Raw genomic sequence first — 25549 nt, 5'->3', positions numbered from 1 at the left:
CTACGAGCGGACTCGTGGAATACCAATGGGCACAGGGACTTTACGCCCGGCGCGTTCGGTGAATGTCACTGTGGAGTCGACGGCGTCCGGCGCGTTGACGAAGGACACGAACCGCGACAGCTTGTCCGGATCCTCCAGCACGCCTTTCCACTCGCACTTGTAGTTGTGGACATGCCGCTCGATTGCGGCCTCGAATTCGGCGGCCAGGCCCAACGAGTCCTCGCACACCACTTCTCGCACATGATCCAGCTCGAGCGATTCGACCCACGGCGCGGTGCGCTGCAACCGGTCAGCCGTCCGGATGTAGTACATGAGAAACCGGTCGATGTAGCGGATCAGCGTCTCCGTGTCGAGGTCACTGGCCAACAACTGGGCATGCTTGGGCGTCATGCCACCGTTGCCGCCGACGTAGAGGTTCCAGCCCTTCTCGGTGGCGATGACGCCCACGTCCTTGCTGCGCGCCTCGGCACATTCCCGCGCACAGCCCGAGACACCCAGCTTGATCTTGTGCGGCGCCCGCAATCCGCGGTAGCGCAGTTCCAAATCGATGGCCAGCTGTACCGAGTCCTGCTGGCCGTAGCGGCACCAGTCGCTGCCCACGCAGCTTTTGACGGTGCGCAACGCCTTGCCGTAGGCGTGGCCGGATTCCATCCCGGCGTCGACCAGCCGCTTCCAGATAGCCGGAAGTTGATCCACCCGGGCGCCGAACATGTCGATCCGCTGGCCACCGGTGATCTTGGTGTAGAGGCCGAAATCTTGCGCGATCTGCCCGATCACAATCAGGTGCTCCGGCTTGATGTCGCCGCCAGGAACCCGCGGCACCACCGAATAGCTGCCGTTCTTCTGAATGTTGGCCAGGAAGTGGTCGTTGGAATCCTGCAGCGACGCCTGCTCGCCGTCGAGAATGTGGTCGGAGCCGGTCGAGGCGAGGATGGACGCGACCACGGGTTTGCAGATATCGCAACCCCTTCCGCGGCCGAAGCGCTCCAGCAGCCCAGAGAACGTCCGGATCTCAGTGGCCGAAATGATCTGGAACAGCTCGGCCCGCGATTGGCTGAAGTGCTCGCAGAGTGCCTTGGACTGTTCCACGCCTTCGGCTTCCAGCAGCTGCTTGAGCAACGGCACACACGAGCCGCACGATGTGCCGGCCGCGGTGCACGCTTTGAGCGCCGGAACATCTGCACAGCCGTCGGCAATCGCGCACGTCAGATCGCCCTTGGTGATGTTGTTGCAGGAGCAGATCTGCGCCGAATCCGGCAGTGCCCCAATCCCCAAGGCCGACGCGCCATCTCCCGTCCCGGCGGGTGCGATCAACGCCAGCGGATCCCCCGGCAACTCGCTGCCGACCATGGGCCGCAACACCCCGTAGGACGACGCGTCGCCGACCAGGACACCGCCTAGCAGGGTCTTGGCGTCGTCGGACAGCACCAGTTTGGCGTAGGTGCGCTTGACCGCGTCGTTGATGACGACCTCGAGACAGTTCTCGGTGGCCCCCATCGCGTCGCCGAAACTCGCGACATCGACGCCCAGCAGTTTGAGCTTCGTCGACAGATCCGCCTCGGGAAACTCCGCGGCACCGTCCAGCAGCCGGTCAGCCACCACTTCAGCGCTGGTGTAACCGGGTCCGACCAGGCCGTAGCAGCGGCCTTCAATCGCCGCGACCTCGCCGACCGCGTAGATGTCGGGATCGCTTGTCTGGCAAGACAAGTTGGTGAGCACACCGCCCCGGTCGGCGATCGTCAACCCCGCCGCCCGCGCCAACTCGTCGCGTGGCCGGATGCCGGCCGCAAAGACCACCACGCCGGCGTCGATGACCTCACCGCCGGACAGGCGCACCCGCACCGACCCGGAATCGTCCGAATGTTCAACGGATTCAATCGATTCGGTGCCCGTTCCGACGTGCACCGCGATACCCAGCTCGGTGACCATCCTGGCCAGCAGCGCACCGCCGGCCTCGTCGATCTGTTGAGCCATCAACCGCGGCATCATCTCGACGACGTGCGTGTGCAACCCGAACTGGCGCAACGCATTGGCGGCTTCGAGTCCCAGCAGACCGCCGCCGATAACCACCCCCGCCTTGGCGCGACCGCCCGCAAGTGCGTGCTGGGCGCCGGCGCGGATGGCGTCGAGATCGTCAAGCGTGCGGTAGACGTGGCACGCGGGCAGGTCGTGGCCGGGCACCGGCGGAACGAATGCGTACGACCCGGTGGCCAGCACCAGGGCGTCGTAGCTGAGGCGGCGGCCGTCGGCGGTGATTACCGACTTTGTCGTGCGGTCGATTTCGGCCACGCGCGTGTTCAGCAGCAACCTGACCATCTCGTCGCCGGCGTAGCCGTTCCCGGGCAAGGCCAGCAGACCACGGTCCCACGTCTCGGTGTACGAGGTCAGACCGACCCGGTCGTAGGCGGCATCGGACTCCTCGCCCAGCACGGTGACCCGCCAGGTCCGGCTAGTGTCACGAGCCCGTAGCGCCTCGACCATCCGATGGCCCACCATGCCGTGCCCCACCACGATCACGTGGCGGGCGGGTGAGTTTCCGACCGGTGCCATGGAAAGCAGGGTAGGGGTCCGAAATTAAGCGGAAGTCGCTCAATGTGACGCCCATATGACGGCGTCCTCACACCTCACAGGATGCTGTGTGACAGTGTTCGCTTCCGGCGAACGCGCAGGTGGAACTTAAGCGTGGTCGACTCATGTTTGTATCAATAGCCGGCCATCGAGACGCCGGAGACAGCTAACTCACAAGGAAGCGTAAGGAGATACCCATGAGCAACCTCGCATTGTGGTCGCGTCCGGCCTGGGACACCGACCGATGGCTGCGCGACTTTTTCGGTCCCGCTGCGACGGCGGACTGGTTCAAGCCGGTGACCAGCGGATTCAGCCCTGCCGCCGAGATCGTCAGAGACGGCGACGACGCGGTAGTCCGCCTGGAACTGCCCGGTGTTGACGTCGAAAAGGACGTCAACGTCGAGGTCGACCGCGGCCGCTTGGTAGTCCACGGCGAACACCGTGACGAGCACGCCGAGGAAGAGAACGGCCGGACTCTTCGTGAGATCCGCTACGGCTCGTTCCGCCGGTCGTCCCAGCTACCCGCGCACGTTACCGGCGAGGCCATCTCGGCGTCGTACGACGCAGGCGTGCTGACTGTCCGGGTCACCGGTGCTTACGCCGGAACTCAGGCGCAGCGCATCGCCATCGCGAAGTAGCGCGGCTAGTCGGCTGCATCCGGCGAGATCTTGACTGGCCTCGCCGGATGCGCCTTGTTGGGCTTTGGCTGTGAAACCTGGGCTTCGGGCGTGAAACCTGGGCTTCGGGCGTGAAGCGTGGGCTTCGGGCGTGAAACCTGGGCGGAAGAATCGCTGGATCGGCGCCGTGGCTTCACACCGAAAGCCCTGGCATCACGCCCAAAGCCCACGCTTCACACTGAACGCCCTGGCTTCACGCCGAACGCCCTGGCTTCACGCCGAACGCCGAGCGCCGAACACCGAGCGCCGAACGCCGAGCGCCGAAGCGCCGCAGCGGCCATTAGCCCCAGCGGGCCAGCAGTTCCTTGGCACGAGCCGCCAACGCGTACTGCAGAAACGGCCCGAAGCTGATCCGGCCCACACCCAGTGGGCCGAACGAGGCCGGGTCGTCCTGGTCGGGCAGCGCGATCGCGTTCACTGGCAGTGGCAACTCAGCAGTCAAGCGGCGCAACGTATCCGGGTCGTGGCGGCCGACGGGATAGAGAACGTCGGCACCGGCCGCGGCGGCCTCGGTCAGTCGCGCCACCGCCTGCTCGACCCGGTCGCCACCGTCTGAACCGTCCTTGCGCAGGAACAGATCCGTGCGGGCGTTGACCACGACATGCACCCCAGCAGCATCGGCCGCCGACCGCAGCCCACCCACCAGTTCGGCGTGCTCACCGGAAGATCGCAGTCGTCCGCCTTCGGAGTGCACGGTGTCCTCGATGTTCAGCCCGACAGCGCCCACGCTCAGCAAGCCTTCGATCAGGCGGGTCGCCGCCAGCCCGTAGCCCGATTCGATGTCCACCGACACTGGGACGTCGACCGCGGCGGTGATCTGCGCGACCCGGGCGAGCAGATCCTCGAACGACATGCCCTCGTTGTCCGGCTTGCCGACCGAATCGGCCACCGGATGACTGCCCACGGTGAGCGCGGCAAAGCCGGCATCCACGGCAAGACGGGCCGACCAGGCGTCCCACACGGTCGGCAGCACGACCGGGTCGCCCGGGCGGTGCAATTCCAGCAGCGCGAAAGCACGGTCGGCTGGTGTGGTTTGACCCGGCATGTCCTTTGCTTTCCAGGCTCCCTGGCCCATCGGACGCGACCTGGCACCGCCAGGTCCGTGCGGTGCATAGTATCGAGAAGCGTACTGTGATCCGTAACACCGTCTGTGAGGAGATCCGTTGTCCGCCACGACTGAACTCGCCGAACTGCACGACCTAATCGGCGGCCTGCGGCGGTGCGTGACCTCGTTGAAGATCCGGTACGGCGACAGTCCGGCGATGCGTCGCATCGTGATCGACGCCGACCGAATCCTGAGCGACGTCGAATTGCTCGACACCGATATCTCTGAATTGGACTTGGACCGTGCCACTGTGCAGCAATCCGGCGAAAAGATCGGCATTCCCGACACCGACTACGACCGCGACTTCTGGCGTGACGTCGACGACGAGGGTGTCGGAGGTCACAGTAGGTACTGACACGTAAGCCCGCCTAAAAAGGTGGGGTTTCCTCTGTGTACCCTTCGTCGAGACAGCCCGTTCGAAGAGGAACACTAGATGAGCGCACCCACGGCGAACCGTCCTGCGTCCGGCGTTTTCTCGCCCGGCCGCGCCCAAATTCAGCAACGGACGCTGCGCACCGACCGGTGGTGGCAGGCGCCGCTGATCACCAACATCGGCCTGTTGGCGTTCATCGTCTACGCGGGCACGCGCTCCATGCTGCGCAACAACTACTGGGTGGATCGATACCACTATTTGACGCCGTTCTATTCCCCGTGTGTGAGCGAATCCTGCGCGCCGGGCGCCAGCCACCTGGGCGTCTGGTTCGGTCATTTCCCATGGTGGATTCCGTTGGGAATGCTGGTATTACCGTTTTTGCTCGGCTTCCGAATCACCTGCTACTACTACCGCAAGGCCTACTACCGGTCGGTGTGGCAGTCCCCGACCGGCTGCGCGGTGCCCGAACCTCGGGTCCACTACACCGGTGAAACCAAGCTCCCCTTGATCATTCAGAACAGCCACCGATACTTCTTCTACTTCGCGTTGGTGGTCTCGCTGATCAACACGTACGACGCGATCATGGCGTTTTACTCCTCCAAGACCGGCGGTTTCGGATTCGGGGTGGGAAACATCGTTTTGGTGGTCAATGTGCTGCTGTTGTGGTGCTACACCATCTCATGCCATTCGTGCCGGCACATCACCGGTGGCCGCCTCAAGCATTTCTCGAAACACCCCGTGCGGTACTGGATGTGGACCCAAATCAGCAAGTTGAACACGCGCCACATGCAATTCGCGTGGATCACGTTGGGAACGCTGGCGCTCACCGACTTCTACGTCATGATGGTGGCAAGCGGTCACCTCACAGACTTCAGATTTGTTGGCTGAAAAGCCATTTCATTGATCGGCAAAATTAGCGAGGTTTCATGGTTGAGGTCGAACGGCACTCCTACGACGTAGTCGTGATCGGTGCCGGCGGCGCTGGGTTGCGTGCGGTCATCGAGGCGCGCGAACGCGGCCTGAAGGTCGCCGTGGTGTGCAAATCGCTGTTCGGCAAGGCCCACACGGTGATGGCCGAAGGCGGCTGTGCGGCCGCGATGGGCAACACCAACCCGAAAGACAACTGGAAGACCCACTTTGGCGACACGATGCGAGGTGGGAAGTTCCTCAACAACTGGCGGATGGCCGAACTGCACGCCAAAGAGGCACCGGACCGGGTCTGGGAACTGGAAACCTACGGCGCGCTGTTCGACCGCACCAAAGACGGCCGGATCAGCCAGCGCAACTTCGGTGGGCACACCTATCCACGGCTGGCGCACGTCGGCGACCGCACCGGCCTGGAGCTGATCCGCACTATGCAGCAGAAGATCGTCTCGCTGCAGCAGGAGGATTACGCCGAACTCGGCGACTACGAGGCGCGCATCAAGGTGTTCGCCGAATGCACGATCACCGAGCTGCTCAAGGACCACGGTGCGATCTCCGGAGCGTTCGGCTACTGGCGCGAAACCGGCCGGTTCATCGTGTTCGAGGCGCCCGCCGTCGTGCTGGCCACCGGCGGAATCGGCAAGTCGTTCAAGGTGACGTCGAATTCCTGGGAGTACACCGGCGACGGCCACGCGTTGGCGCTGCGGGCCGGCGCGACGCTGATCAATATGGAGTTCGTCCAGTTCCACCCGACGGGCATGGTGTGGCCGCCCAGCGTGAAAGGGATCCTGGTCACCGAAGGTGTGCGCGGCGACGGCGGAGTGCTGAAAAACTCCGAGGGTAAGCGGTTCATGTTCGACTACATCCCTCCGGTGTTCAAGGGCCAGTACGCCGAGACCGAGCAAGAGGCCGATCAGTGGCTCAAGGACAACGACTCGGCCCGTCGCACCCCTGACCTGCTGCCCCGCGACGAGGTCGCGCGCGCGATCAACTCCGAAGTCAAAGCCGGTCGCGGCACCCCGCACGGCGGCGTCTATCTCGACATCGCATCGCGTTTGACGTCGGCGGAGATCAAGCAGCGGCTGCCGTCGATGTACCACCAGTTCATGGAGCTGGCCGAAGTCGATATCACCACGCAGCCAATGGAAGTCGGGCCCACCTGTCACTACGTGATGGGCGGGGTCGAGGTCGACGCGGACACCGGTGCGGCGACGGTCCCCGGGCTCTTCGCCGCCGGTGAGTGCTCCGGTGGCATGCACGGCTCCAACCGGCTGGGCGGCAACTCGCTGTCGGATCTGTTGGTCTTCGGCCGGCGCGCCGGCCTGGGCGCCGCCGACTACGTGCGCGCACTGAGCAGCCGCCCGACGGTTTCGCCGGAAGCCGTCGACGCGGCGGCCAAGGTGGCGGTGAAGCCCTTCGAGGGACCGACCGAAGGCGCGGCGACGGAGAATCCGTACGCGATGCAACTCGACCTGCAGCAAGTGATGAACGACCTGGTCGGCATCATCCGCAAAGAGGACGAGATCACCAAGGCGCTGACCTCGCTGAACGAGTTGTGGGCGCGATACCAGAACGTCCAGGTCGAGGGGAACCGGCAATACAATCCCGGCTGGAACCTCGCTCTCGACCTGCGCAACATGCTGCTGGTCAGCGAGTGTGTGGCCAAGGCGGCCCTGGAGCGCACCGAAAGCCGCGGCGGCCACACCCGCGACGATCACCCGAGCATGGACGCCAGTTGGCGCAATACCCTGCTGGTATGCCGTGTCGGATACGGCGACACGAGCGATTCGCGCATCATCATCAGCCGCGAGCCGCAGGTACCGATGCGGTCCGACTTGCTTGAGCTCTTCGAGATCTCGGAGCTGGAGAAGTACTACACCGACGAGGAGCTGGCCGAGCATCCGGGACGTAACCCGAGGACGGAGAGCTAATGAGCTACGACGCGAGCCTGCGCGTATGGCGCGGCGACGAAAGCGGTGGCGAACTGCGCGACTTCACCGTGGAAGTCAACGAGGGCGAGGTCGTGCTCGACGTCATCCTCCGCCTGCAACAGACCCAGACGCACGACCTCGCCGTCCGGTGGAACTGCAAGGCGGGTAAGTGCGGATCCTGCTCGGCGGAGATCAACGGCAAGCCCCGACTGATGTGCATGACCCGGATGTCGACCTTCGACGAGGACGAGACCGTCACCGTCACCCCGATGCGGACCTTCCCGGTGATCCGCGACCTGGTGACGGACGTGTCCTTCAACTACGAGAAGGCGCGGGAGATCCCGTCCTTCGCACCGCCCAAGGAATTGCAGCCCGGCGAATACCGGATGGCACAGGTCGACGTACAGCGCTCACAGGAGTTCCGCAAGTGCATCGAGTGCTTCCTGTGCCAGAACGTCTGCCACGTGGTTCGCGACCACGAGGAAAACAAGCAGGCGTTCGCCGGCCCGCGCTTCCTGATGCGCATCGCCGAGCTCGAGATGCATCCGCTGGACACCCGGGACCGGCGCAGCCAGGCGCAGGACGAGCACGGCCTGGGCTACTGCAACATCACCAAGTGCTGCACCGAGGTGTGTCCGGAGAACATCAAGATCACCGACAACGCGCTGATCCCGATGAAAGAGCGGGTCGCCGACCGCAAGTACGATCCGGTGGTCTGGCTGGGCAACAAGCTCTTCCGCCGCTGAGCCGTCGCCCTAGCCGGTGACGAGTCGGCGAAAAGCGCTGCGATGGAACACGATCGGCGCCACCTCGGCGTCGATCGTGACCTCCCGGACCCGCAGCACCACAATCGTGTGATCGCCGGCCGGGATCAGCTGCTCGATCGCACTCTCCAGCCATAGTCCGGTGCCTTTGATAAAGACCGCCCCCGAATCATTGGAGACGGTCTCCAAACCCGCGAACCGGTCCCCGGTCTTCGCGGCGAGCGTGCGTGCGGCCTCGTCGTGCGATTCGCCCAGAACACTGATACCCAGCATGGGGAGGTCCTTGAGTTTGGGCCACGTCGTCGAAACGTTCTGCACGCAGAACGAAACCAGCGGCGGGTCCAGCGAGACGGGAACGAAGGTGCTGGCCGCCAGGCCTTCCCGGACGCCGTTGACCTCGGCTGCGATAGCGACCACCCCGCACGGGAAGTGGCCGAATGCCTCACGCAGCGACGACGGTGTCAGATTGCTGTTCGAACTCACCGGACTTCATTCGCCCCTTGACCCGAGAACGGAATTCTCGCTTTCGAGCCTACCGGGTGCATATCCGTGCGCAGCAGCGACATCCGGGTGCGCGCGAACGCGGCTCTTCCAGGCGTTGCGGCCGTAGACCGAGAAGATCGGATCCGACGGGTCCGGGGATTTCACGGCGCGTGCCGCCAGCTCGCCCGGCAGCGACAGCACCGGTATCCGCGCGTCCAGCCGGGGGTTGAAGAAATACGGCACCGAGAGCCGTTCGACCGCGGGGAACTGCAGATTCACCCGGTGCTCCGTGGCGCGCAGGTATCCGCCAGTGGCGACCTCGAGCAGCTCACCGATGTTGACGACGAACGCCCCATCCAGCGGCGGCACGTCGATCCACTGTTGCGAGTCAGGCAGTCGCACCTGCAGGCCGCGGCTGCCCGGCTCTGCCAACAGCAGCGTGAGCACTCCGGAATCTTTATGCGCGCCAACGCCTTGCGAGCTGGCCGCCCGCGCGGGATACCGGATTACCTTGATCAACGTGGCCGGGGCTGCGGCGAAGGCCGCGTCGAACACGTCGGGTGGGCTGCCCAGCGACACCGCCCAGTGCCGCAGCAACGTGCGCGCGACGCCTGACAGCGCCGCATCCCACTCCGCGATGACTCCGGGAAGTTCCGGCAGCGCCGCCGGCCATTGATTGGGTCCTTGCAGCCACAGGTAGTCAGGTCTGCCGGGCCCACCGATTGGCGGGCGCTGCGGCCCGACGTCGATCTGCTCGCGCCAGTCCACCTCGCCACGGGTCAACTCGCCACCGAGTCGGGTGTAGCCGCGGAAATGCGGACTGTGCACCATCGCGATCGCGTCCTTGTCCGACTGCGGCAGCGCGAACAACCGGCGGGCCACTTCGAGCACTTTGTCGGCCAGCGCCACCGGGACCTCGTGGCCGGTCAGATAGAAGAAACCGACCTCGTGCGCCGCCTCGCGCAGGCCTTCGCGCAAGGTGGCGGGATCGGCGCGCAGGTCGACCACAGGCAACGCCGTGATGCTCACCACACTCCCATCGCCGCAGCTCAAAGGGCTACTAGCGGTTTCCCAACCGGTTGGTTAGTTAGATTATGAAATTTAGCTCACACTCACTTGCGTTGAACTGTCCAGGGATATAGTTTAGCGGTGTTACTGGTGGGTAACTTAGCCCTAGTACCCAACCACAAGTGGCATTCTCAACGAGGAGGACCAAGTGAGCCACTACAAGAGCAACGTCCGTGACCAGGTGTTCAACCTGTTCGAGGTATTGGGCGTTGACAAGGCGTTAGGTGAAGGCGAGTTCAGCGACCTCGACGTCGACACGGCACAAGAAATGCTCGCCGAGGTCAGCAGGCTGGCCGAGGGACCGGTCGCGGATTCGTTCGTCGAGGGTGACCGCAACCCGCCGGTTTTCGACCCGAAGACACACTCGGTGACGCTGCCCGAGTCGTTTCAGAAATCAGTGCGAGCGGTAACCGAGGCCGGCTGGGACAGAGCCGGCATCGACGAGGCGCTCGGCGGCATGCCGATGCCCAAGGCACTGGTGTGGGCGCTGCACGAGCACATCCTGGGCGCCAACCCGGCGGTGTGGATGTACGCGGGCGGCGCAGGCTTCGCCAACATCTTCTACAACCTCGGCACCGAGGAGCAGAAGAAGTGGGCGATCATGGCTGCCGAACGCGGCTGGGGATCGACCATGGTGCTCACCGAGCCGGACGCCGGCTCCGACGTGGGTGCGGGACGAACCAAGGCCGTCAAGCAGGAGGACGGCTCCTGGCACATCGACGGTGTCAAGCGGTTCATCACCTCAGCCGACTCCGGCGACTTGTTCGAGAACATCTTCCACCTGGTGCTGGCCCGCCCTGAGGGCGCCGGCCCGGGCACCAAGGGGCTGTCACTGTTCTTCGTGCCCAAGTTCCTGTTCGACTTCGAGACCGGCGAACTGGGCGAACGTAACGGGGTGTTCGTCACCAACGTCGAGCACAAGATGGGTCTGAAGGTTTCGGCGACCTGTGAGCTGTCACTCGGCCAGCACGACGTGCCCGCCAAGGGCTGGCTGGTCGGCGAGGTGCACAACGGCATCGCGCAGATGTTCGAGGTCATCGAGCAGGCCCGGATGATGGTCGGCACCAAGGCGATCGCCACCCTGTCGACCGGTTACCTCAACGCTCTCGAGTACGCCAAGTCCCGAGTTCAGGGCGCTGACCTGACGCAGATGACGGACAAGGCCGCACCGCGGGTGACCATCACGCACCACCCCGACGTGCGCCGGTCTCTGATGACGCAGAAGGCCTACGCCGAGGGTCTGCGCGCGCTGTACCTCTACACCGCGACCTTCCAGGATGTGGCGGTCGCCGAGGCGGTACAGGGTGTGGACGCCAAGCTCGCGGCCAAGATCAACGATTTGTTGCTGCCGGTGGTCAAGGGCGTGGGCTCCGAGCAGGCCTACGCGAAGCTCACCGAGAGCCTGCAGACCCTTGGCGGGTCGGGCTTTTTGCAGGACTACCCGATTGAGCAGTACATCCGCGACGCCAAGATCGACTCGCTCTACGAGGGCACCACGGCCATCCAGGCGCAGGACTTCTTCTTCCGCAAGATTGTCCGCGACAAGGGTGTGGCGCTGGCCCACGTGGCAGGCGAGATCCAGCAGTTCGTCGACAGCGAATCCGGCAACGGCCGGCTGAAGACCGAGCGCGAGCTACTGTCCAAGGCGCTGATCGACGTCCAGGCAATGGCTGCCTCGCTGACCAGCTACCTGATGGCCGCCCAGGAAGACGTCACCAGCCTGTACAAGGTGGGCCTGGGTTCGGTCCGCTTCCTGATGAGCGTCGGCGACCTGGTTATCGGCTGGTTGCTGCAACGTCAGGCGGCGGTCGCGGTGGCCGCACTCGACGCCGGCGCCAGCGGTGCCGAGCGGTCCTTCTACGAGGGCAAGGTCGCGGTGGCGGCGTTCTTCGCGAAGAACTTCCTGCCGCTGTTGACCAGCACTCGCGAGGTCATCGAGACGCTGGACAACGACATCATGGAACTCGACGAGGCCGCCTTCTAACCCGGGCGATACTCGCTTGCGAAAGTCATCAGCAAGTCAAGGGGCCCCCGCTTCAGGCTGAAGCGGGGGACCTTGTCTTAGGCTGTGTCTTCAGGGTGTGTTCGCGAGATGCGCCCAAAAAGACCGCCGCTGGATCCCCTCACTCCAGCGGCGGCCCTTTTCGTACGCCCGTCTCCGCTGACCGGCGGTCGCTTGTAGGGAAGCCCCGTATTGCCGTCGGGGTCGGGGGGTCAGACCACAACACGGGGCTATCCAAACCTTCTGATACCCGCACAGGCACGTAGCTAACCGCGTCCAAACAAAAAAGTTTGGTTTGGTGAGGAATTTCCTGTGAGGCCGGTACGCGTTTGGCTGGCTCAGGCCTGCAAAATCGCGGCCACACCCTGGCCGCCCGCGGCGCAGATCGAAATCAGCGCACGGACCGGATCGTCACCCTTTTGCTCGGCCTTTTTCTCCGCGATCTGCTTGGCCGCCTGCGCGAGAATCCGCCCGCCGGTGGCGGCGAAGGGATGCCCGGCAGCCAATGACGAGCCGTTGACGTTCAGCTTGGCCCGGTCGATCGACCCCAGCGCGGCGTCCAGGCCCAGCCGCTGCTTGCAGTACTCTTCGGACTCCCAGGCCTGCAGGTGACACAGCACCACCGAGGCGAACGCCTCGTGGATTTCGTAGAAGTCAAAATCCTGCAGGCTCAACCCGTTTCGGGCCAGCAGCCGGGGCACGGCGTAGGTCGGCGCCATCAGCAGGCCGTCGTTTCCGTTGACGTAGTCGACAGCGGCCGTCTCGGCGTCGACGAAGTAGGCCAGCGGCGTCAGAGAATGCTCCGCTGCCCAGTCCTCGCTGGCCAGCAGGGCGACCGAGGCGCCGTCGGTCAGTGGAGTGGAATTTCCTGCCGTCATCGTCGCGTCCCCGGCCTTCACGCCGAATACCGGGCGCAACGCCGCCAGCTTCTCGACGCTCGCGTCGGGTCGCAGGTTGTCGTCGCGGTAGAGCCCCAGGAACGGGGTGACGAGGTCGTCGAAGAAGCCCCGGTCGTAGGCGTCGGCCATGTTGCGATGGCTGGCGACGGCCAGCTCGTCCTGGTCGACGCGTTTGATCCCCATCTGCTTGGCCGTGATGGCGGCGTGCCCCCCCATCGACAGCCCGGTCCGCGGCTCGCTGTTGGCCGGCAGGTCGAGTCCGAGGTTGGCGGGCAGCGTACCGAGCAGCTTCAAGCGCTCCAGGTTGGACTTGGAGCGGCGCACGTTCAGCAGGGTGCGGCGCAGCTCGTTGCCCAGGGCGATGGGTGCGTCCGACGTGGTGTCCACCCCGCCGGCGGCCGCCACCTCGTAGCGGCCCGCGGCGATGCCGTCGGCCGCGGCGATCGCGGCCTGCAGACCCGTGCCACAGGCCTGCTGCAGGTCGAACGCCGGTGTGTACGACGACAGCTCGGATCCCAGCACGCATTCGCGCATGAGGTTGAAGTCGCGGCTGTGCTTGAGCACCGCGCCGCCAACCACCACGCCCAGCCGCTGGCCCGCCAGCCCGAACCGGTCTACCAGCCCAGAAAGCGCCGCGGTGAACATGTCCTGGTTGGACGCCTCGGCGTAGGCGCGGTCCGATCTCCCGAACGGGATGCGGTTGCCTCCCAGTACGGCGACGCGCCGCCTGGTCTGGGAATTGTTCTGAGCAGCAGGGGCCACCATTGTCTCCGTCTGTCTCCGTCTGTCTCCGGCAAGTCAGTGCGGGATAGGCCCGATAGGCCATCGTGGGCCATACTACTCACTGTTCTTACTCTGAAGTAAGTTCGTCCCCAGATACGGTTGGTTATAGCGACCCGCCCGACGCAGAAAGAAGCGGACGGCAGCCCGACACGGAAGGCATTTCAGTGGCCCCCAAGCGTTCCCCCGATCTGTTGTCCCAGGTTGCCAATTCCGGCCCCGGAGCCTTTCTGGCCAAGCAACTTGGCGTTCCGCAGCCCGAAATACTTCGCCGCTATCGGCGGGGTGATCCGCCGCTGGCCGGTTCCCTATTGATCGGGGCCCCTCAAGACCAGCCGGGCAGAGTGGTCGAGCCGCTGCGCACCGCGCTGAGCGGCGACTACGACATAGTCGCCAACAATTTGGGCGGACGCTGGGCCGACTCGTTCGGCGGGCTGGTTTTCGACGCCACCGGCATCACCTCACCGGCCGGGCTGAAAGGGTTGCACGAGTTCTTTACCCCCCTGCTGCGCAATCTGGGCCACTGTGCGCGGGTGGTGGTCGTCGGCACCACACCCGAGGCGGCAGCCAACAGCGACGAGCGGATCGCCCAGCGCGCGCTGGAAGGTTTCACCCGCTCACTCGGCAAGGAACTGCGCCGCGGGTCCACTGTCGCGCTGGTCTACCTGGCGCCGGACGCCAAGCCGGCCGCGACGGGCCTGGAATCCACCATGCGGTTCATCCTGTCGGCGAAGTCGGCGTACGTCGACGGCCAGGTCTTCTACGTCGGGGCGGCCGACTCCACACCGCCCGCCGACTGGGAGCGGCCGCTGGACGGAAAGGTCGCCATTGTGACCGGCGCCGCGCGGGGTATCGGTGCGACCATCGCCGAGGTGTTCGCCCGCGACGGAGCTCGCGTCGTCGCGATCGATGTGGAATCCGCTGAGGAGACTCTGGCCGAAACCGCCAGTCGGGTCGGCGGCACCCCGCTGTGGCTGGACGTCACCGCCGACGACGCCGTCGACCAGATCACCCAGCACCTGCGCGACCAGCACGGCGGGCACGCGGACATTCTGGTCAACAACGCCGGTATCACTCGCGACAAGCTGCTGGTCAACATGGACGACGCCCGCTGGGACGCCGTGTTGGCGGTCAATCTGCTTGCCCCTCAACGGCTTACCGAAGGCCTGATTGGCAACGGCAGCATCGGAGAAGGCGGCCGGGTGATCGGGCTTTCGTCGATGGCCGGCATCGCGGGCAACCGCGGCCAGACCAACTACGCCACTACCAAGGCCGGAATGATCGGCCTCACGCAGGCGCTGGCACCCGAACTCGCCGAAAAGGGCATCACCATCAACGCCGTCGCACCGGGTTTCATCGAAACCCAGATGACGGCGGCCATCCCGCTGGCCACCCGGGAGGTGGGCCGCCGGCTGAACTCGCTGTTGCAGGGCGGCCAGCCCGTCGACGTCGCAGAGACCATCGCCTACTTCGCCAGCCCCGCTTCAAATGCGGTGACCGGCAACGTCATTCGCGTCTGCGGCCAAGCCATGTTAGGCGCTTAGCCAATCCAGCTCAAGGAGAGCCCGATGAACCAACCAAGCGGCCTGAGAAACATGCTGCGCGCGGCCGCCGGGGCGTTACCGATCGTGCCCCGCGGAGACACCTTGCCCAACCGCACGGTGACGGTGGATGAACTGCCGATCGACCACACGAACGTGGCCGCGTATGCGTCGGTCACCGGTCTGCGCTACGGCAACACCGTGCCACTGACGTACCCGTTCACGCTAACCTTTCCCGCGATCATGTCGCTGGTGAGCGGGTTCGACTTCCCCTTTGCCGCAATGGGATCGATACATGTGGAGAACCACATCACGCAACACCGCCCGATCGCGACGACCGACACGGTCGGGGTACGGGTGCATGCCGAAAACCTGCGGGAACATCGGAAGGGTCTGCTGGTCGATCTGGTGACCGACGTCAACGTCGGCACCGACACCGCATGGCACCAGGTGACCACGTTCCTGCACCAGCAGCGCACCAGCTTGTCCGACGAGCCCAAGCCGCCGCCGGAGCAACAGCCCAAGCTTCCCCCGCCCAGCACCGTTTTGCGGATCACACCCAGCCAGATCCGCCGCTACGCATTGATCGGTGGCGACCTCAACCCGATCCACACCAACGGCATCGCCGCCAAGTTGTTCGGGTTCTCGACGTCCATTGCACACGGGATGTTTAGCGCCGCAGCGGTATTGGCCAACATCGAGGGGCGGTTTCCGGACGCGGTGCGGTATTCGGTGAAATTCGGCAAGCCCCTGCTGCTGCCCGGCACGGCGGGCCTGTACGTCGAAGACGCTGCGAATGGCTCTGCCGGCTGGGATCTCGCGTTGCGCAATATCGCCAAGGCATACCCCTATCTGACCGGAAGCATCCGGCCGCTATAACGCTTTCTTCAGAGCGTGGGCGCCGACTGCGGTCACCAGGAAAACCACGAACAACCAGGCCGGCGGGCGGGCGAGTTCCCAGACGAAGATCGCGGCCCAGATCGGGGAGCCCTGGGTTACCGCGAGTACACCTGCGGCACCGGCCAACGACACCACGGGCGCATGCAGGTGCGCCCCCACCGCGGAGTTGACGGTCAGTACCAGTACCGAGCCCGCCGCCGCACCGGTGGCCAGCGAGGGAGTGAGCATTCCGCCGGCGCCGCCGGCCCGCAGGAACAGAGCGGTCAGTAACGGTTTCAAGACCAGGATGACGGCGGCCGCGGACAGCGTCATGCCCGACGCGAGGCTGACAGTCAGGATGCTCCTGCCGTTGCCGGGCAACTCGGGCCACCAATGCGAACAAATGCCCGTCACCAACCCGGCACCGGCGAGCGCGGGTATCAGCACCCAGGTCCGCATCGGCTTGGCCGGCCGCGCCGCGGCCATCAGCCGGCTGAACGCCAATCCGACAACCAGCGTCAGCGGCGCCAATACCAGCGCCTGTCCGCTCAATACGAAGGTGGATTCCGCGCTGGGCCAAGCCAAGTTGGGATGATCGTGCGTCACGGCCGAGCCGACTGCGACGGCCAGGCTGGAGCTGATCAGCGCCGCCCCCACGGCTCGCGGATGCCAGGTGTTCAGGATGATCCGCACGGTGAAAAGCGCGCCGGCCGTCGGTACCGCGTAGACGGCGCCCAGGCCGGCCCCCGCCGCGCATGCCAACAAGATCTCGCGGTCGCCGGGCGTCAGCCGCTTCAGCCATCCGGTCGCTAAATCGCTTAGGGCAGCTGCGAATTGACGTGGGGCCCCCTCGCGACCCAGGGACGCGCCGGAACCGACCAGCAGCACTTGCAGCACGGCGTCGATGCTCCACGACAGGCGTGGTATCCGGCGACGATGGGCGAGGGTCGGCTCGAGTGCCGGCACCTCGCTGCGGCGCCGAAGCGCCCACCACCCCGCCGCTGCCAGCGCGCCGCCGATCATGGGGCCCAGCGCGCGGCGCACCGGACTACTGCCGGCGATTCCGGCGAGCAGGGTACCGAAGGTGTAGTGGTACGTAAGGTGCTCGACGAAGCGCAGCACGAGCGTCGTCGCCAACCCGGCGACCCCGGCCAGCACGCCGACGATGACTACCGCGCAATAGAAGTCGACGTTCGGGCGACGGCGGCTCACCGCCTGAATTTAGCCCGTGGCGACGCTGGGTCCCTGATTCGAGCCGTGATTCAAGCCCAAGTCGCGCTCAGCCGGTCCGCCCCGGAGGCCGCGCCAGAACAGTTCGATCATCAGCTCGGCGGCCTCGTCGACACCGATATCGCCGCTGCTGACCCGGGTGGCCATCGCCTCACCCGCGCCAACCAGCGCCACCGCCATCATCTCGTGCTCAGCGTCGGGCCGCGGGCTACGGCTGCCGGCGCGCACCAGTGCGGCCACCAGTTCGATGATCTGCTCGCGTCCTTCGCGCACCGTCTGGGCGAACGCCTGCGAGCTGGTGGCCTGGGTGTACATCACGATCCACGACGCCCGATTGGAGTCGATATAGCGCAGAAACGACACAATCGTGTTGCGCAGCAAGTCCTTCGGGGTCTGCTCGAAGTCGATGTCGGCACGCACCGCGTCGATGAACCGGCCCATCTCCCGATTCAGGCAGGCGCCGAACAAATCCTCTTTGGAGCCGTAGTACAGGTACAGCATCGGTTTGGAGATCTGTGCCTCGGCGGCGATGGTGTCCATCGAGGTCTCGTGGTAGCCGTTGAGCGAGAACATCTGTACGGCCGCGTCGAGCATCTGCTGTTCTCGTACCGCACGCGGTAGCCGCTTGGTGCCACCTGCCATCGCCATACCTCTCTAGCCCGTCTATCTGACTCTAGAGTAAGCAATTCTGGCGCGCCGTTACCGTCCGCACGTGGAGTTGACGTGCTTCATCTTGGCCACTCGCACTACCGAGGCGTCGATTGCCGCCTTGTCCAATTGGCCTTCGTTCCATGCCTTCACCAGTGCATCCAGCACGGCGGGCACCTCTTTGGTGGTGACCCAGAGGGCGATGTCGGTGCCGGCCTGCAAGCTGCGCAGCACCGCCTCAGGTACACCGAACCTGTCGGAGATCGCGGCCATGCTGGACAGGTCGTCACTGAAGATCGGGCCGTCGAAGGCAGGGCCGTTATAGCCGGTCCCGGTCCGCAGGAGCTGCACCGCGGCTTTGCTCAGGGTGGCCGGATCGTCGCCAGTCAGCTCGGGAACCTGCAGATGACCGAGCATCACGGCGACCGGGTTGGCCGTCGCCAGCGTCCGGTAGGGCACCAGGTCGTTGTTCTGTAGGTCGCTCAGCGGTGGCGTGACAACCCCGCCCTTGTGCGAGTCGCCCGAACCATGCCCGTGACCCGGGAAGTGCTTGAGCACCGGGAGCAGCCCGGCATCACGCAACCCCTGTGCGTAGGCCCCCGCGTAGTCGGTGACCGTCTTCGGATCCGAGCCGAACGACCGGTCCCCGATCACCGTGTCGTCCGGTGCGCTGGTGACGTCGACCACCGGCGCGAAGTCGATGGTGATCCCTAAGCCACGCATCTTGCGGCCACGCTCCAGCGCCAAGTCGTGGACGTATTGGGTGGTTTGCGTCCGTGCCAGCTCCCGGGGCGACGGCGACTCCCCGATTCGCTTCTTCAGCCGCGAGACCCGCCCGCCTTCCTCGTCCACACTCACGGCCAGCGGCAGCTTGCCGGCGCTTTTCGCGATCTCTGCCAGCGGGCCGTCGAAAATCGACAGGTCCGTCCAGCTGCCGATGAAGATGCCGCCGACGTGATACGTGCTGACGACGGCCTTGGCATCGTCGGCGTTCTGCACTCCCACCATCAGCAGCTGGGCCAGCTTTTCCTGCACTGTCAGCCCGGCCGGGACACCCGTCGGGTCGGTGCACAGCGGAGGTGCGGGAGCTGGCGCGCCGGCCTTGGTCGACGTGGCCGGCGGTCGGGCGTTGTGATGGCCGCAGGCCGCAACCAATGTCGATACGGCTACTCCTACTGCCAGAGCTACGGCCTGTGTGCGCGGAAAAGCCATCGGGTCATGTTGTCACGGGCGGTCCCGATCGTCGGTATCAGGGCGTGTCGAGGGCGCGCCGAAAGATGTCGGTTCCACCGTTCCGCAGGTCAAATCCTGTTACCTTTGCCACAGCTCCTATTGACTGGCAGGGAGGAGCCAGCGATGACCCGGTTTTCGCGCGGCGCGCTGGCGGGCATCGCGGCGGGGCTGCTGATCGCTCTCGCCGCGACCATCGGCGCTACGGCGGATGACCGTATGCCGCCTCAGCGCGCGCCGGCTCCGGGTACGCCGCATCTGGTGGAATACGGCGGGCGCTTGCCCGGACTGCCCTGCAACAGCGTGCAGAGTTGTAAGAACAGACTGCCGCCGCAGTTGCGGTGACTGCGGCCTTAGGGACACTCGTCACGGTTCTGCTAGGTTGGCGCTGAGGCTGCCCTGGACATCCAATGGATTCCCAGCCGCGACCGCAAACCCGCAAGGAGCCAACCGATGAACCGGATCATTGCGCCCGCCGCCGCGAGCGTGGTGGTTGGTTTGTTGTTGGGCGCGGCCGCGATATTCGGGGTCACCCTGATGGTGCAGCAGGACACGAAGCCGCCACTTCCCGGGGGCGACCCGTCGTCGTCGGTGCTCAACCGGGTCGAGTACGGCAACCGTAGCTAGCCCGGCGTTGACGCCGGCGCCGGCGTCATCGGCGGAAACAGCATCAGCCCTGCCGCTGTCCCGTCGGTGGCTGCTGCTGGTCGGGACGGTCGCCCTGGCCTTGACGTTCGCGCAGTCGCCGGGGCAGGTCTCCCCCGACACCAAACTCGACCTGACCGCCAACCCGCTGCGGTTCCTGGCCCGCGCCACCAACCTGTGGAACAGCGAGCTGCCGTTCGGCCAGGCGCAGAACCAGGCCTACGGCTACCTCTTTCCGCACGGCACCTTCTTTCTGGCCGGACACCTGTTGGGCATGCCCGGATGGATCACCCAGCGGCTGTGGTGGGCGCTGCTGCTCACGGTTGGCTTTTGGGGACTGTTGCGGGTCGCCGAGGCGCTGGGCATAGGCAGCCCGGCGTCGCGGGTGATCGGCGCGGCGGCGTTCGCGCTGTCGCCGCGGGTGCTGACCACCCTGGGGTCGATCTCGTCGGAAACCCTGCCGATGATGCTGGCGCCCTGGGTGCTGCTGCCCACGATTCTGGCGCTGCGCGGGACTTCGGGACGGTCGGTCCGGGCCCTGGCTGCGCAGGCCGGTCTGGCGGTCGCGTTGATGGGCGCCGTCAACGCCATCGCGACGCTGGCCGGCTGCCTGCCGGCGGTGATCTGGTGGGCCTGTCATCGGCCGAACCGGTTGTGGTGGCGCTACACGGCGTGGTGGCTGCTGGCTCTCGCCCTGGCGATGTCGTGGTGGATCGTGGCGCTGACCCTGTTGCGCACCGTCAGTCCGCCTTTTCTGGACTTCATCGAATCTTCCGGCGTGACGACGCAGTGGTCGTCGCTGACCGAGATGCTGCGCGGCACCGACAGCTGGACCCCGTTCGTGGCACCGGACGCGACGGCGGGGGCGCCGCTGGTCACCGGATCGGCCGCCATCCTGGGCACTTCCCTGGTCGCGGCGGCCGGCCTGGCCGGCCTGGCCAGCCCCCGCATGCCCGCCCGCGGCCGGCTGGTGACGATGCTGTTGGTCGGAGTGGTCCTGATGGCCGTCGGCTACAGCGGCGGCCTCGGATCACCGGTGGCCGAACAGGTGCAGGCCTTCCTGGACGCGGCCGGCGCGCCGCTGCGCAACGTGCACAAGGTGGGTTCGGTTATCCGGATCCCGGTGGTGCTGGGCATTGCACAACTGCTGGGCCGGATACCGCTACCGGGCAGCACGCCGTTGGCGGAGTCGGTGCGCGCGTTCGCCCACCTCGAGCGGGACAAGCAAGTCGCCGTCGGCGTCGTGGTGCTGACCGCGCTGATCGTCAGCACGTCGCTGGCGTGGACGGGCCGGCTCGCCCCGCCGGGCACGTTCAGCGCGATACCCAAGTACTGGCACGATGCCGCCGACTGGCTCAGCGAGCACAATTCTGTTTCTGCGGCTGGTGGCCGCCAACCCGGGCGGGTGCTGGTGGTCCCCGGCACGCCGTTCGCCACGCAGGTCTGGGGTACCAGCCATGACGAACCGCTGCAGGTGCTGGGCAGTAGCCCGTGGGGGGTGCGCGACTCGATTCCGTTGACGCCGCCGCAGACCATCCGTGCGCTGGATTCCGTACAACGCCTGTTCGCCGCCGGGCGTCCCTCGGTCGGTCTGACTAATACCCTTGCACGCCAAGGTATTTCCTACATAGTGGTACGCAATGATCTGGACCCGGAGACATCGCGATCGGCACGCCCGATCCTGGTGCATCGCACGATCGCGGGCTCGCCGGGGCTGCAGAAGGTGGCGGAGTTCGGTGCACCGGTGGGCACGGGCACGCTGGAGGGCTTCGTCACCGACAGCGGGCTGCGGCCACGATATCCCGCGGTGGAGATCTATCGGGTCGACGCCGCGGGTAACCCTGGCGCACCGTACTTCGCCGACGTCGACCGGCTGACCCGGGTCGCCGGTGGGCCGGAAGTGCTGCTGCGACTCGACGAACGACGGCAGCGGCTGGGTCAGCCGGGGTTGGGTCCGGTGCTGATGACTGCCGACGCCCACAACGCAGGACTGGACCTACCCGCAAAAGCCGGCGTCGTCGTCACCGACACCCCGGTGGCACGCGAAACCGACTATGGCCGGGTCGACCAGCATTCGTCGGCGACCCGGGCGGCTGACGACGTCCGGCACACCTACAACCGGGTACCCGACTACCCGGTCCAGGGCGCCGACACCGTTTTCGGAGCGTGGAACGGCGGCCGCATCGTGGTGTCGAGCTCGGCGTCGGATGCCACCGCGCTGCCCGATGTCGCCCCGGCAGCCTCGCCCGCCGCCGCGATCGACGGCGACCCGGCGACCGCCTGGGTGTCCAACTCGCTGCAGAGCGCCGTCGGGCAATGGCTGCGAGTCGATTTCGATCGCCCGGTGGCCAATGCCGTCATCACCCTGACACCCAGCGCGACCGCCGTCGGTGCCCAGGTCCGCCGCATCCAGATCGAAACCGCCACCGGCACTACCACTTTGCGGTTCAAGGAACCGGGCAAGCCGCTCACCGCCGCGCTGCCCTACGGAGAAACGCCGTGGGTGCGGGTCACTGCGACCGCCACCGACGACGGATCGGCCGGGGTGCAGTTCGGTATCACCGACCTGGTGGTGACCGAGTACGACGCGTCTGGATTCGCTCACCCGGTCGACCTGCGCCACACCGTGCTAGTTCCCGGGCCGCCGCCGGGTTCGGCTATTGCGGGGTGGGACCTGGGGTCGGAACTGCTGGGCAGGCCGGGCTGCGCCCAGGCGGCCGACGGCGTGCACTGCGCGGCGTCCATGGCGCTGACACCCGAGGAGCCGGTCAATTTCAGCCGGACGCTTACCGTGCCCAGTCCGCTCTCGGTGACGCCGACGTTATGGGTGCGCCCCCGGCAGGGTCCCAAGCTGGCCGATCTGGTCGCCGAACCAAACACCACCCTGGCCCGGGGTGATTCCGACCTGGTGGACATCCTCGGCTCGTCATACGCGGCCACCGACGGCGATCCGACCACCGCGTGGACCGCGCCGCAGCGGGCGGTGCAACAGAAGACCCCGCCGACGCTGACCCTCAAGCTGCCGCGGCCGACCGAGGTCGCCGGCCTGCGCCTGGTCCTCAGTCGCTCGCCGCTGCCCGCACACCCGACGATGGTCGCCGTCAACCTGGGCGACGGGCCACAGGTCCGGAAATTGAAGCCCAGCGGCGATGCGTCCAGCGGTTCGGGCGGGCAGCAGACCCTGTCGGTCAAGCCCCGGGTCACCGATACCGTCACCGTCAGCCTGCTCGACTGGGACGACGTCATCGACCGCAACGCGCTGGGCTTCGACCAGCTCAAGCCGCCGGGGCTGGCCGAGATCGCGGTGCTCGGCGCCGACGGCAGCCCGATCGCGCCTGCCGACGCCGGCCGCAACCGGTCGCGGGAGATCGTCGTCGACTGCGAGCATGGACCGGTCATCGCGGTCGCGGGCCGGTTTGTGCACACCTCGATCCGGACCACGGTGGGCGCGCTGCTGGACGGCCGGCCGCTCGCCGCGGCGGTGTGTGACCGCAACCCGATAGCGCTGCCGGCGGGCAAGCAGGAATTGCTGATCAGCCCCGGCCCGCAGTTCGTCGTGGACGGCGTGCGGCTGCCTGTTGCTGGCGCTGATGAATTACCCAGCGCCACAGCGACCTCCGCGGCTACCGGGACGTGGACTTCCGACCGCCGCGAGGTGCGGGCCCCCGCCTCGACCATCACCCGGGTGCTGGTCGTCCCCGAAAGCATCAACCCCGGCTGGGTGGCACGTACCAGCGCCGGCGTCAGGTTGACGCCGATCGCCGTCAACGGGTGGCAGCAGGGCTGGATTGTGCCCCCTGGAGACCCGGGGACCATCACGCTGACGTTTGCCTCCAACTCGCTGTACCGCATCGGCCTGGCAGTGGGGCTGGCTTTGCTGCCGTTGCTGGCGCTGCTGGCGCTGTGGCGCACCAGACAGGCGCGCCCGAACGATCCGCCCGCACAACCTTGGGCACCCGGGGCGTGGGCCGCCATCGCGGTGATGGCCGCCGGGGCGTTGATCTCCGGTGTGGCCGGAGTCGTGGTGCTGGGTGCGGTATTCGGCCTGCGGTACATGCTCAGCAGCCGCGAGCGGCGCGACCGGGTGACGATGTGGCTCAGCGCCGGCGGGCTGATTCTGGCCGGGGCTGCGCTGTCCCGGCATCCGTGGCGCTCGGTCGACGGCTATGCCGGGCACTCCGCGAATGTGCAACTGCTGGCCTTTATTTCGCTGGCCATGCTCGCCGCCTCCGTGGTGACGCTGCCTGACCGGAAGCGGCCGGCGCGCGAAAAATAGCTTCCGCGGTGTTGGCTACCGGGTTTATGGCTGATTGACTTGGATACACCACCGTCCGAGGAGTTACGGCCATGGGATGGTTTTCGGCACCTGAATACTGGCTAAGCAGACTGGTGCTCGAGCGTGGCGTGGCGGCGATCTACCTGATCGCGTTCGTGGCGTCCGCGATGCAGTTCCGGGCATTGATCGGCGAGCACGGAATATTGCCGATACCACGGTTTTTGGCCGGGCAGTCGTTCTGGAAAACGCCGAGCCTCTTTCATCTGCGCTATTCGGATCGGTTGTTCGCAGGCGTCGCGTGGCTGGGCGCGGGGCTGTCGGCAGCCATCGTCGTCGGTGTGGCCGATGCGACGCCGTTGTGGGCCGCAATGGCCATGTGGCTGACGCTGTGGGTGCTGTATCTATCGATCGTCAACGTCGGGCAGACGTGGTATTCGTTCGGCTGGGAGTCGTTGCTACTGGAGACCGGGTTCCTGATGATCTTCGTCGGCAACGACCGCACGACGCCCCCGGTGCTGACGATGTGGTTGGTGCGGTGGCTGCTGTTCCGGGTCGAGTTCGGCGCCGGGCTGATCAAGATGCGCGGCGATCGATGCTGGCGCGATCTGACCTGCCTGTACTACCACCACGAGACCCAGCCCATGCCGGGGCCGTTGAGCTGGTTCTTCCATCATCTGCCCAAGCCGTTGCACCGAATCGAAGTGGCGGGCAACCATTTCGCTCAGCTCATTGTGCCGTTCGGATTATTCGCGCCACAGCCGGTGGCAAGCGTGGCCGCGGCTATCATCGTCGGCACGCAACTGTGGCTGGTGGCGTCGGGTAACTTCGCCTGGCTCAACTGGATCACGATCATCCTGGCGTGCAGTGCCATCGATCAGCAGTCCGCGGCGGCGCTGCTGCCGATTCCCGCGCGGTCCATGGCGGAACCTCCGCATTGGTTCGTCGGCATCGTGATCGCCTTCGCGGCAACGGTGCTGGTGCTCAGCTACTGGCCGGCCCGCAACATGCTTTCGCCCCATCAACGAATGAACATGTCTTTCAATGTATTTCATCTGATCAATACTTACGGCGCGTTCGGCAGCGTCGGCCGTACGCGCCGCGAGGTGGTGATCGAGGGGACCGACGAACAACGGATCACCGGCCAAACCGTCTGGAAGGAATACGGTTTCAAGGGCAAGCCCGGTGATGTGCGCCGACTGCCGCGGCAGTGGGCGCCCTACCATCTCCGTTTGGACTGGCTGATGTGGTTTGCTGCCATCTCGCCGGGCTACGCACAGCCCTGGCTACGGCCGTTCATGGAGCGGCTGCTGCGCAACGACCGGTACACGCTACGTCTGTTGCGGCACAATCCCTTCCCCGAATCGCCGCCGCGGTACGTGCGTGCCGAGCTCTACCAGTACCGCTTCACCACGTGGGCCGAATTGCGAAGCGACCGCGCCTGGTGGCATCGCAGCCGGATCAGCGTCTACGCCCCGCCGATGACGTTGCACAAGACGGCGTCGCGCCACAGCTGAACTCTACGCGGT

The 25549-nt window shown here is 66.0% G+C and carries 20 protein-coding genes; 12 read left to right on the top strand and 8 right to left on the bottom strand.

All coding sequences use genetic code 11. The annotated features are described in order from the left end of the window. Positions 1-2550, bottom strand: coding sequence for a nitrite reductase large subunit NirB (nirB, locus tag AC5Y21_RS18605; RefSeq protein WP_499914488.1), 2550 nt, complete (start codon positions 2548-2550; stop codon positions 1-3). Between the two features lie 215 nt (positions 2551-2765). On the opposite strand from nirB, the gene AC5Y21_RS18600 reads away from it, so the two are divergent. Beyond that, entirely contained in the window at positions 2766-3206 is a 441-nt protein-coding gene (locus AC5Y21_RS18600) for an Hsp20/alpha crystallin family protein (RefSeq protein WP_499914486.1), read from the top strand. A 319-nt stretch (positions 3207-3525) separates the two neighbouring features. Here AC5Y21_RS18600 and AC5Y21_RS18595 read toward each other — a convergent pair whose 3' ends face one another. Beyond that, a complete protein-coding gene (locus AC5Y21_RS18595) occupies positions 3526-4290 on the bottom strand; it encodes an isocitrate lyase/PEP mutase family protein (RefSeq protein ID WP_499914484.1) in 765 nt (254 codons plus the stop codon). 118 nt (positions 4291-4408) lie between these two features. On the opposite strand from AC5Y21_RS18595, the gene AC5Y21_RS18590 reads away from it, so the two are divergent. The 4 genes from AC5Y21_RS18590 to AC5Y21_RS18575 all read left to right on the top strand — a co-directional run bounded on the left by AC5Y21_RS18590 (position 4409) and on the right by AC5Y21_RS18575 (position 8324). Continuing rightward, entirely contained in the window at positions 4409-4705 is a 297-nt protein-coding gene (locus AC5Y21_RS18590) for an Rv0250c family protein (protein ID WP_499914482.1), read from the top strand. Between the two features lie 78 nt (positions 4706-4783). After that, positions 4784-5611, top strand: a complete 828-nt coding sequence (sdhC, locus tag AC5Y21_RS18585; protein WP_499914481.1) for a succinate dehydrogenase subunit SdhC — start codon at positions 4784-4786, stop codon at positions 5609-5611. Positions 5612-5649: 38 nt separating this feature from the next. After that, positions 5650-7578 carry a fumarate reductase/succinate dehydrogenase flavoprotein subunit gene (locus AC5Y21_RS18580; protein WP_499914479.1) on the top strand — a complete coding sequence of 643 codons (1929 nt, stop codon included), beginning with the start codon at positions 5650-5652 and terminating at the stop codon, positions 7576-7578. Then, the gene (locus AC5Y21_RS18575; RefSeq protein ID WP_499914478.1) at positions 7578-8324 is read left to right on the top strand and encodes a succinate dehydrogenase/fumarate reductase iron-sulfur subunit; all 747 of its coding nucleotides are present in this window, start codon (positions 7578-7580) and stop codon (positions 8322-8324) included. Before AC5Y21_RS18580 ends, AC5Y21_RS18575 begins: the two co-directional genes overlap by 1 nt. 9 nt (positions 8325-8333) lie before the next feature. On the opposite strand, the gene AC5Y21_RS18570 is transcribed toward AC5Y21_RS18575, so the two are convergent. Beyond that, entirely contained in the window at positions 8334-8825 is a 492-nt protein-coding gene (locus AC5Y21_RS18570; protein WP_499914476.1) for a flavin reductase family protein, read from the bottom strand. 6 nt (positions 8826-8831) lie between these two features. Further along, complete coding sequence (locus tag AC5Y21_RS18565) at positions 8832-9857, bottom strand: isopenicillin N synthase family dioxygenase (protein ID WP_499914474.1); 1026 nt, start codon at positions 9855-9857, stop codon at positions 8832-8834. 184 nt (positions 9858-10041) lie between these two features. On the opposite strand from AC5Y21_RS18565, the gene AC5Y21_RS18560 reads away from it, so the two are divergent. Beyond that, positions 10042-11877 (top strand): acyl-CoA dehydrogenase, encoded by a 1836-nt coding sequence (locus tag AC5Y21_RS18560; protein WP_499914472.1) that lies wholly within the window; start codon positions 10042-10044, stop codon positions 11875-11877. A 356-nt stretch (positions 11878-12233) separates the two neighbouring features. Here AC5Y21_RS18560 and AC5Y21_RS18555 read toward each other — a convergent pair whose 3' ends face one another. Then, positions 12234-13556 (bottom strand): acetyl-CoA C-acetyltransferase, encoded by a 1323-nt coding sequence (locus AC5Y21_RS18555; protein ID WP_499914470.1) that lies wholly within the window; start codon positions 13554-13556, stop codon positions 12234-12236. 185 nt (positions 13557-13741) lie between these two features. Between AC5Y21_RS18555 and AC5Y21_RS18550 the strand changes: the two genes are divergently transcribed. Further along, positions 13742-15118 carry a 3-oxoacyl-ACP reductase gene (locus AC5Y21_RS18550; RefSeq protein ID WP_499914469.1) on the top strand — a complete coding sequence of 459 codons (1377 nt, stop codon included), beginning with the start codon at positions 13742-13744 and terminating at the stop codon, positions 15116-15118. Positions 15119-15142: 24 nt separating this feature from the next. Next, positions 15143-15994 (top strand): MaoC/PaaZ C-terminal domain-containing protein, encoded by an 852-nt coding sequence (locus AC5Y21_RS18545; RefSeq protein ID WP_499914467.1) that lies wholly within the window; start codon positions 15143-15145, stop codon positions 15992-15994. Here AC5Y21_RS18545 and AC5Y21_RS18540 read toward each other — a convergent pair. Genes AC5Y21_RS18540 through AC5Y21_RS18530 form a run of 3 tightly spaced genes read right to left on the bottom strand, consistent with a single transcriptional unit; the run spans position 15989 to position 19084 of the window. Further along, positions 15989-17215 carry a chloride channel protein gene (locus AC5Y21_RS18540; RefSeq protein WP_499914571.1) on the bottom strand — a complete coding sequence of 409 codons (1227 nt, stop codon included), beginning with the start codon at positions 17213-17215 and terminating at the stop codon, positions 15989-15991. The two genes, AC5Y21_RS18545 and AC5Y21_RS18540, sit on opposite strands and share 6 nt — an antisense overlap. Then, the gene (locus AC5Y21_RS18535; protein ID WP_499914465.1) at positions 17216-17866 is read right to left on the bottom strand and encodes a TetR/AcrR family transcriptional regulator; all 651 of its coding nucleotides are present in this window, start codon (positions 17864-17866) and stop codon (positions 17216-17218) included. Between the two features lie 57 nt (positions 17867-17923). Beyond that, the gene (locus tag AC5Y21_RS18530; protein ID WP_499914463.1) at positions 17924-19084 is read right to left on the bottom strand and encodes a glycoside hydrolase family 3 N-terminal domain-containing protein; all 1161 of its coding nucleotides are present in this window, start codon (positions 19082-19084) and stop codon (positions 17924-17926) included. A gap of 144 nt (positions 19085-19228) precedes the next feature. Between AC5Y21_RS18530 and AC5Y21_RS18525 the strand changes: the two genes are divergently transcribed. The 4 genes from AC5Y21_RS18525 to AC5Y21_RS18510 all read left to right on the top strand — a co-directional run bounded on the left by AC5Y21_RS18525 (position 19229) and on the right by AC5Y21_RS18510 (position 25537). Further along, a complete protein-coding gene (locus AC5Y21_RS18525) occupies positions 19229-19447 on the top strand; it encodes a hypothetical protein (protein ID WP_499914461.1) in 219 nt (72 codons plus the stop codon). Positions 19448-19555: 108 nt separating this feature from the next. Then, positions 19556-19729, top strand: a complete 174-nt coding sequence (locus AC5Y21_RS18520) for a DUF2613 domain-containing protein (protein ID WP_067239410.1) — start codon at positions 19556-19558, stop codon at positions 19727-19729. Positions 19730-19778: 49 nt separating this feature from the next. Continuing rightward, the gene (locus tag AC5Y21_RS18515; protein WP_499914569.1) at positions 19779-24023 is read left to right on the top strand and encodes a DUF3367 domain-containing protein; all 4245 of its coding nucleotides are present in this window, start codon (positions 19779-19781) and stop codon (positions 24021-24023) included. 71 nt (positions 24024-24094) lie between these two features. Further along, positions 24095-25537, top strand: coding sequence for a lipase maturation factor family protein (locus AC5Y21_RS18510; protein ID WP_499914458.1), 1443 nt, complete (start codon positions 24095-24097; stop codon positions 25535-25537). Positions 25538-25549: the final 12 nt, after the last annotated feature.

The organism is Mycobacterium sp. NGS41 (assembly GCF_059812725.1).
This window is presented reverse-complemented; position numbering and strand designations above follow the sequence as displayed.

Coding starts and splice junctions, on each gene's coding strand:
- AC5Y21_RS18525 (WP_499914461.1), top strand. CDS start 19,229: ATGACCCGGTTTTCGCGCGGCGCGCTGGCGGGCATCGCGGCGGGGCTG.
- sdhC (WP_499914481.1), top strand. CDS start 4,784: ATGAGCGCACCCACGGCGAACCGTCCTGCGTCCGGCGTTTTCTCGCCC.
- AC5Y21_RS18520 (WP_067239410.1), top strand. CDS start 19,556: ATGAACCGGATCATTGCGCCCGCCGCCGCGAGCGTGGTGGTTGGTTTG.
- AC5Y21_RS18545 (WP_499914467.1), top strand. CDS start 15,143: ATGAACCAACCAAGCGGCCTGAGAAACATGCTGCGCGCGGCCGCCGGG.
- AC5Y21_RS18575 (WP_499914478.1), top strand. CDS start 7,578: ATGAGCTACGACGCGAGCCTGCGCGTATGGCGCGGCGACGAAAGCGGT.
- nirB (WP_499914488.1), bottom strand. CDS start 2,550: ATGGCACCGGTCGGAAACTCACCCGCCCGCCACGTGATCGTGGTGGGG.
- AC5Y21_RS18535 (WP_499914465.1), bottom strand. CDS start 17,866: ATGGCAGGTGGCACCAAGCGGCTACCGCGTGCGGTACGAGAACAGCAG.
- AC5Y21_RS18600 (WP_499914486.1), top strand. CDS start 2,766: ATGAGCAACCTCGCATTGTGGTCGCGTCCGGCCTGGGACACCGACCGA.
- AC5Y21_RS18595 (WP_499914484.1), bottom strand. CDS start 4,290: ATGCCGGGTCAAACCACACCAGCCGACCGTGCTTTCGCGCTGCTGGAA.
- AC5Y21_RS18510 (WP_499914458.1), top strand. CDS start 24,095: ATGGGATGGTTTTCGGCACCTGAATACTGGCTAAGCAGACTGGTGCTC.
- AC5Y21_RS18530 (WP_499914463.1), bottom strand. CDS start 19,084: ATGGCTTTTCCGCGCACACAGGCCGTAGCTCTGGCAGTAGGAGTAGCC.
- AC5Y21_RS18580 (WP_499914479.1), top strand. CDS start 5,650: ATGGTTGAGGTCGAACGGCACTCCTACGACGTAGTCGTGATCGGTGCC.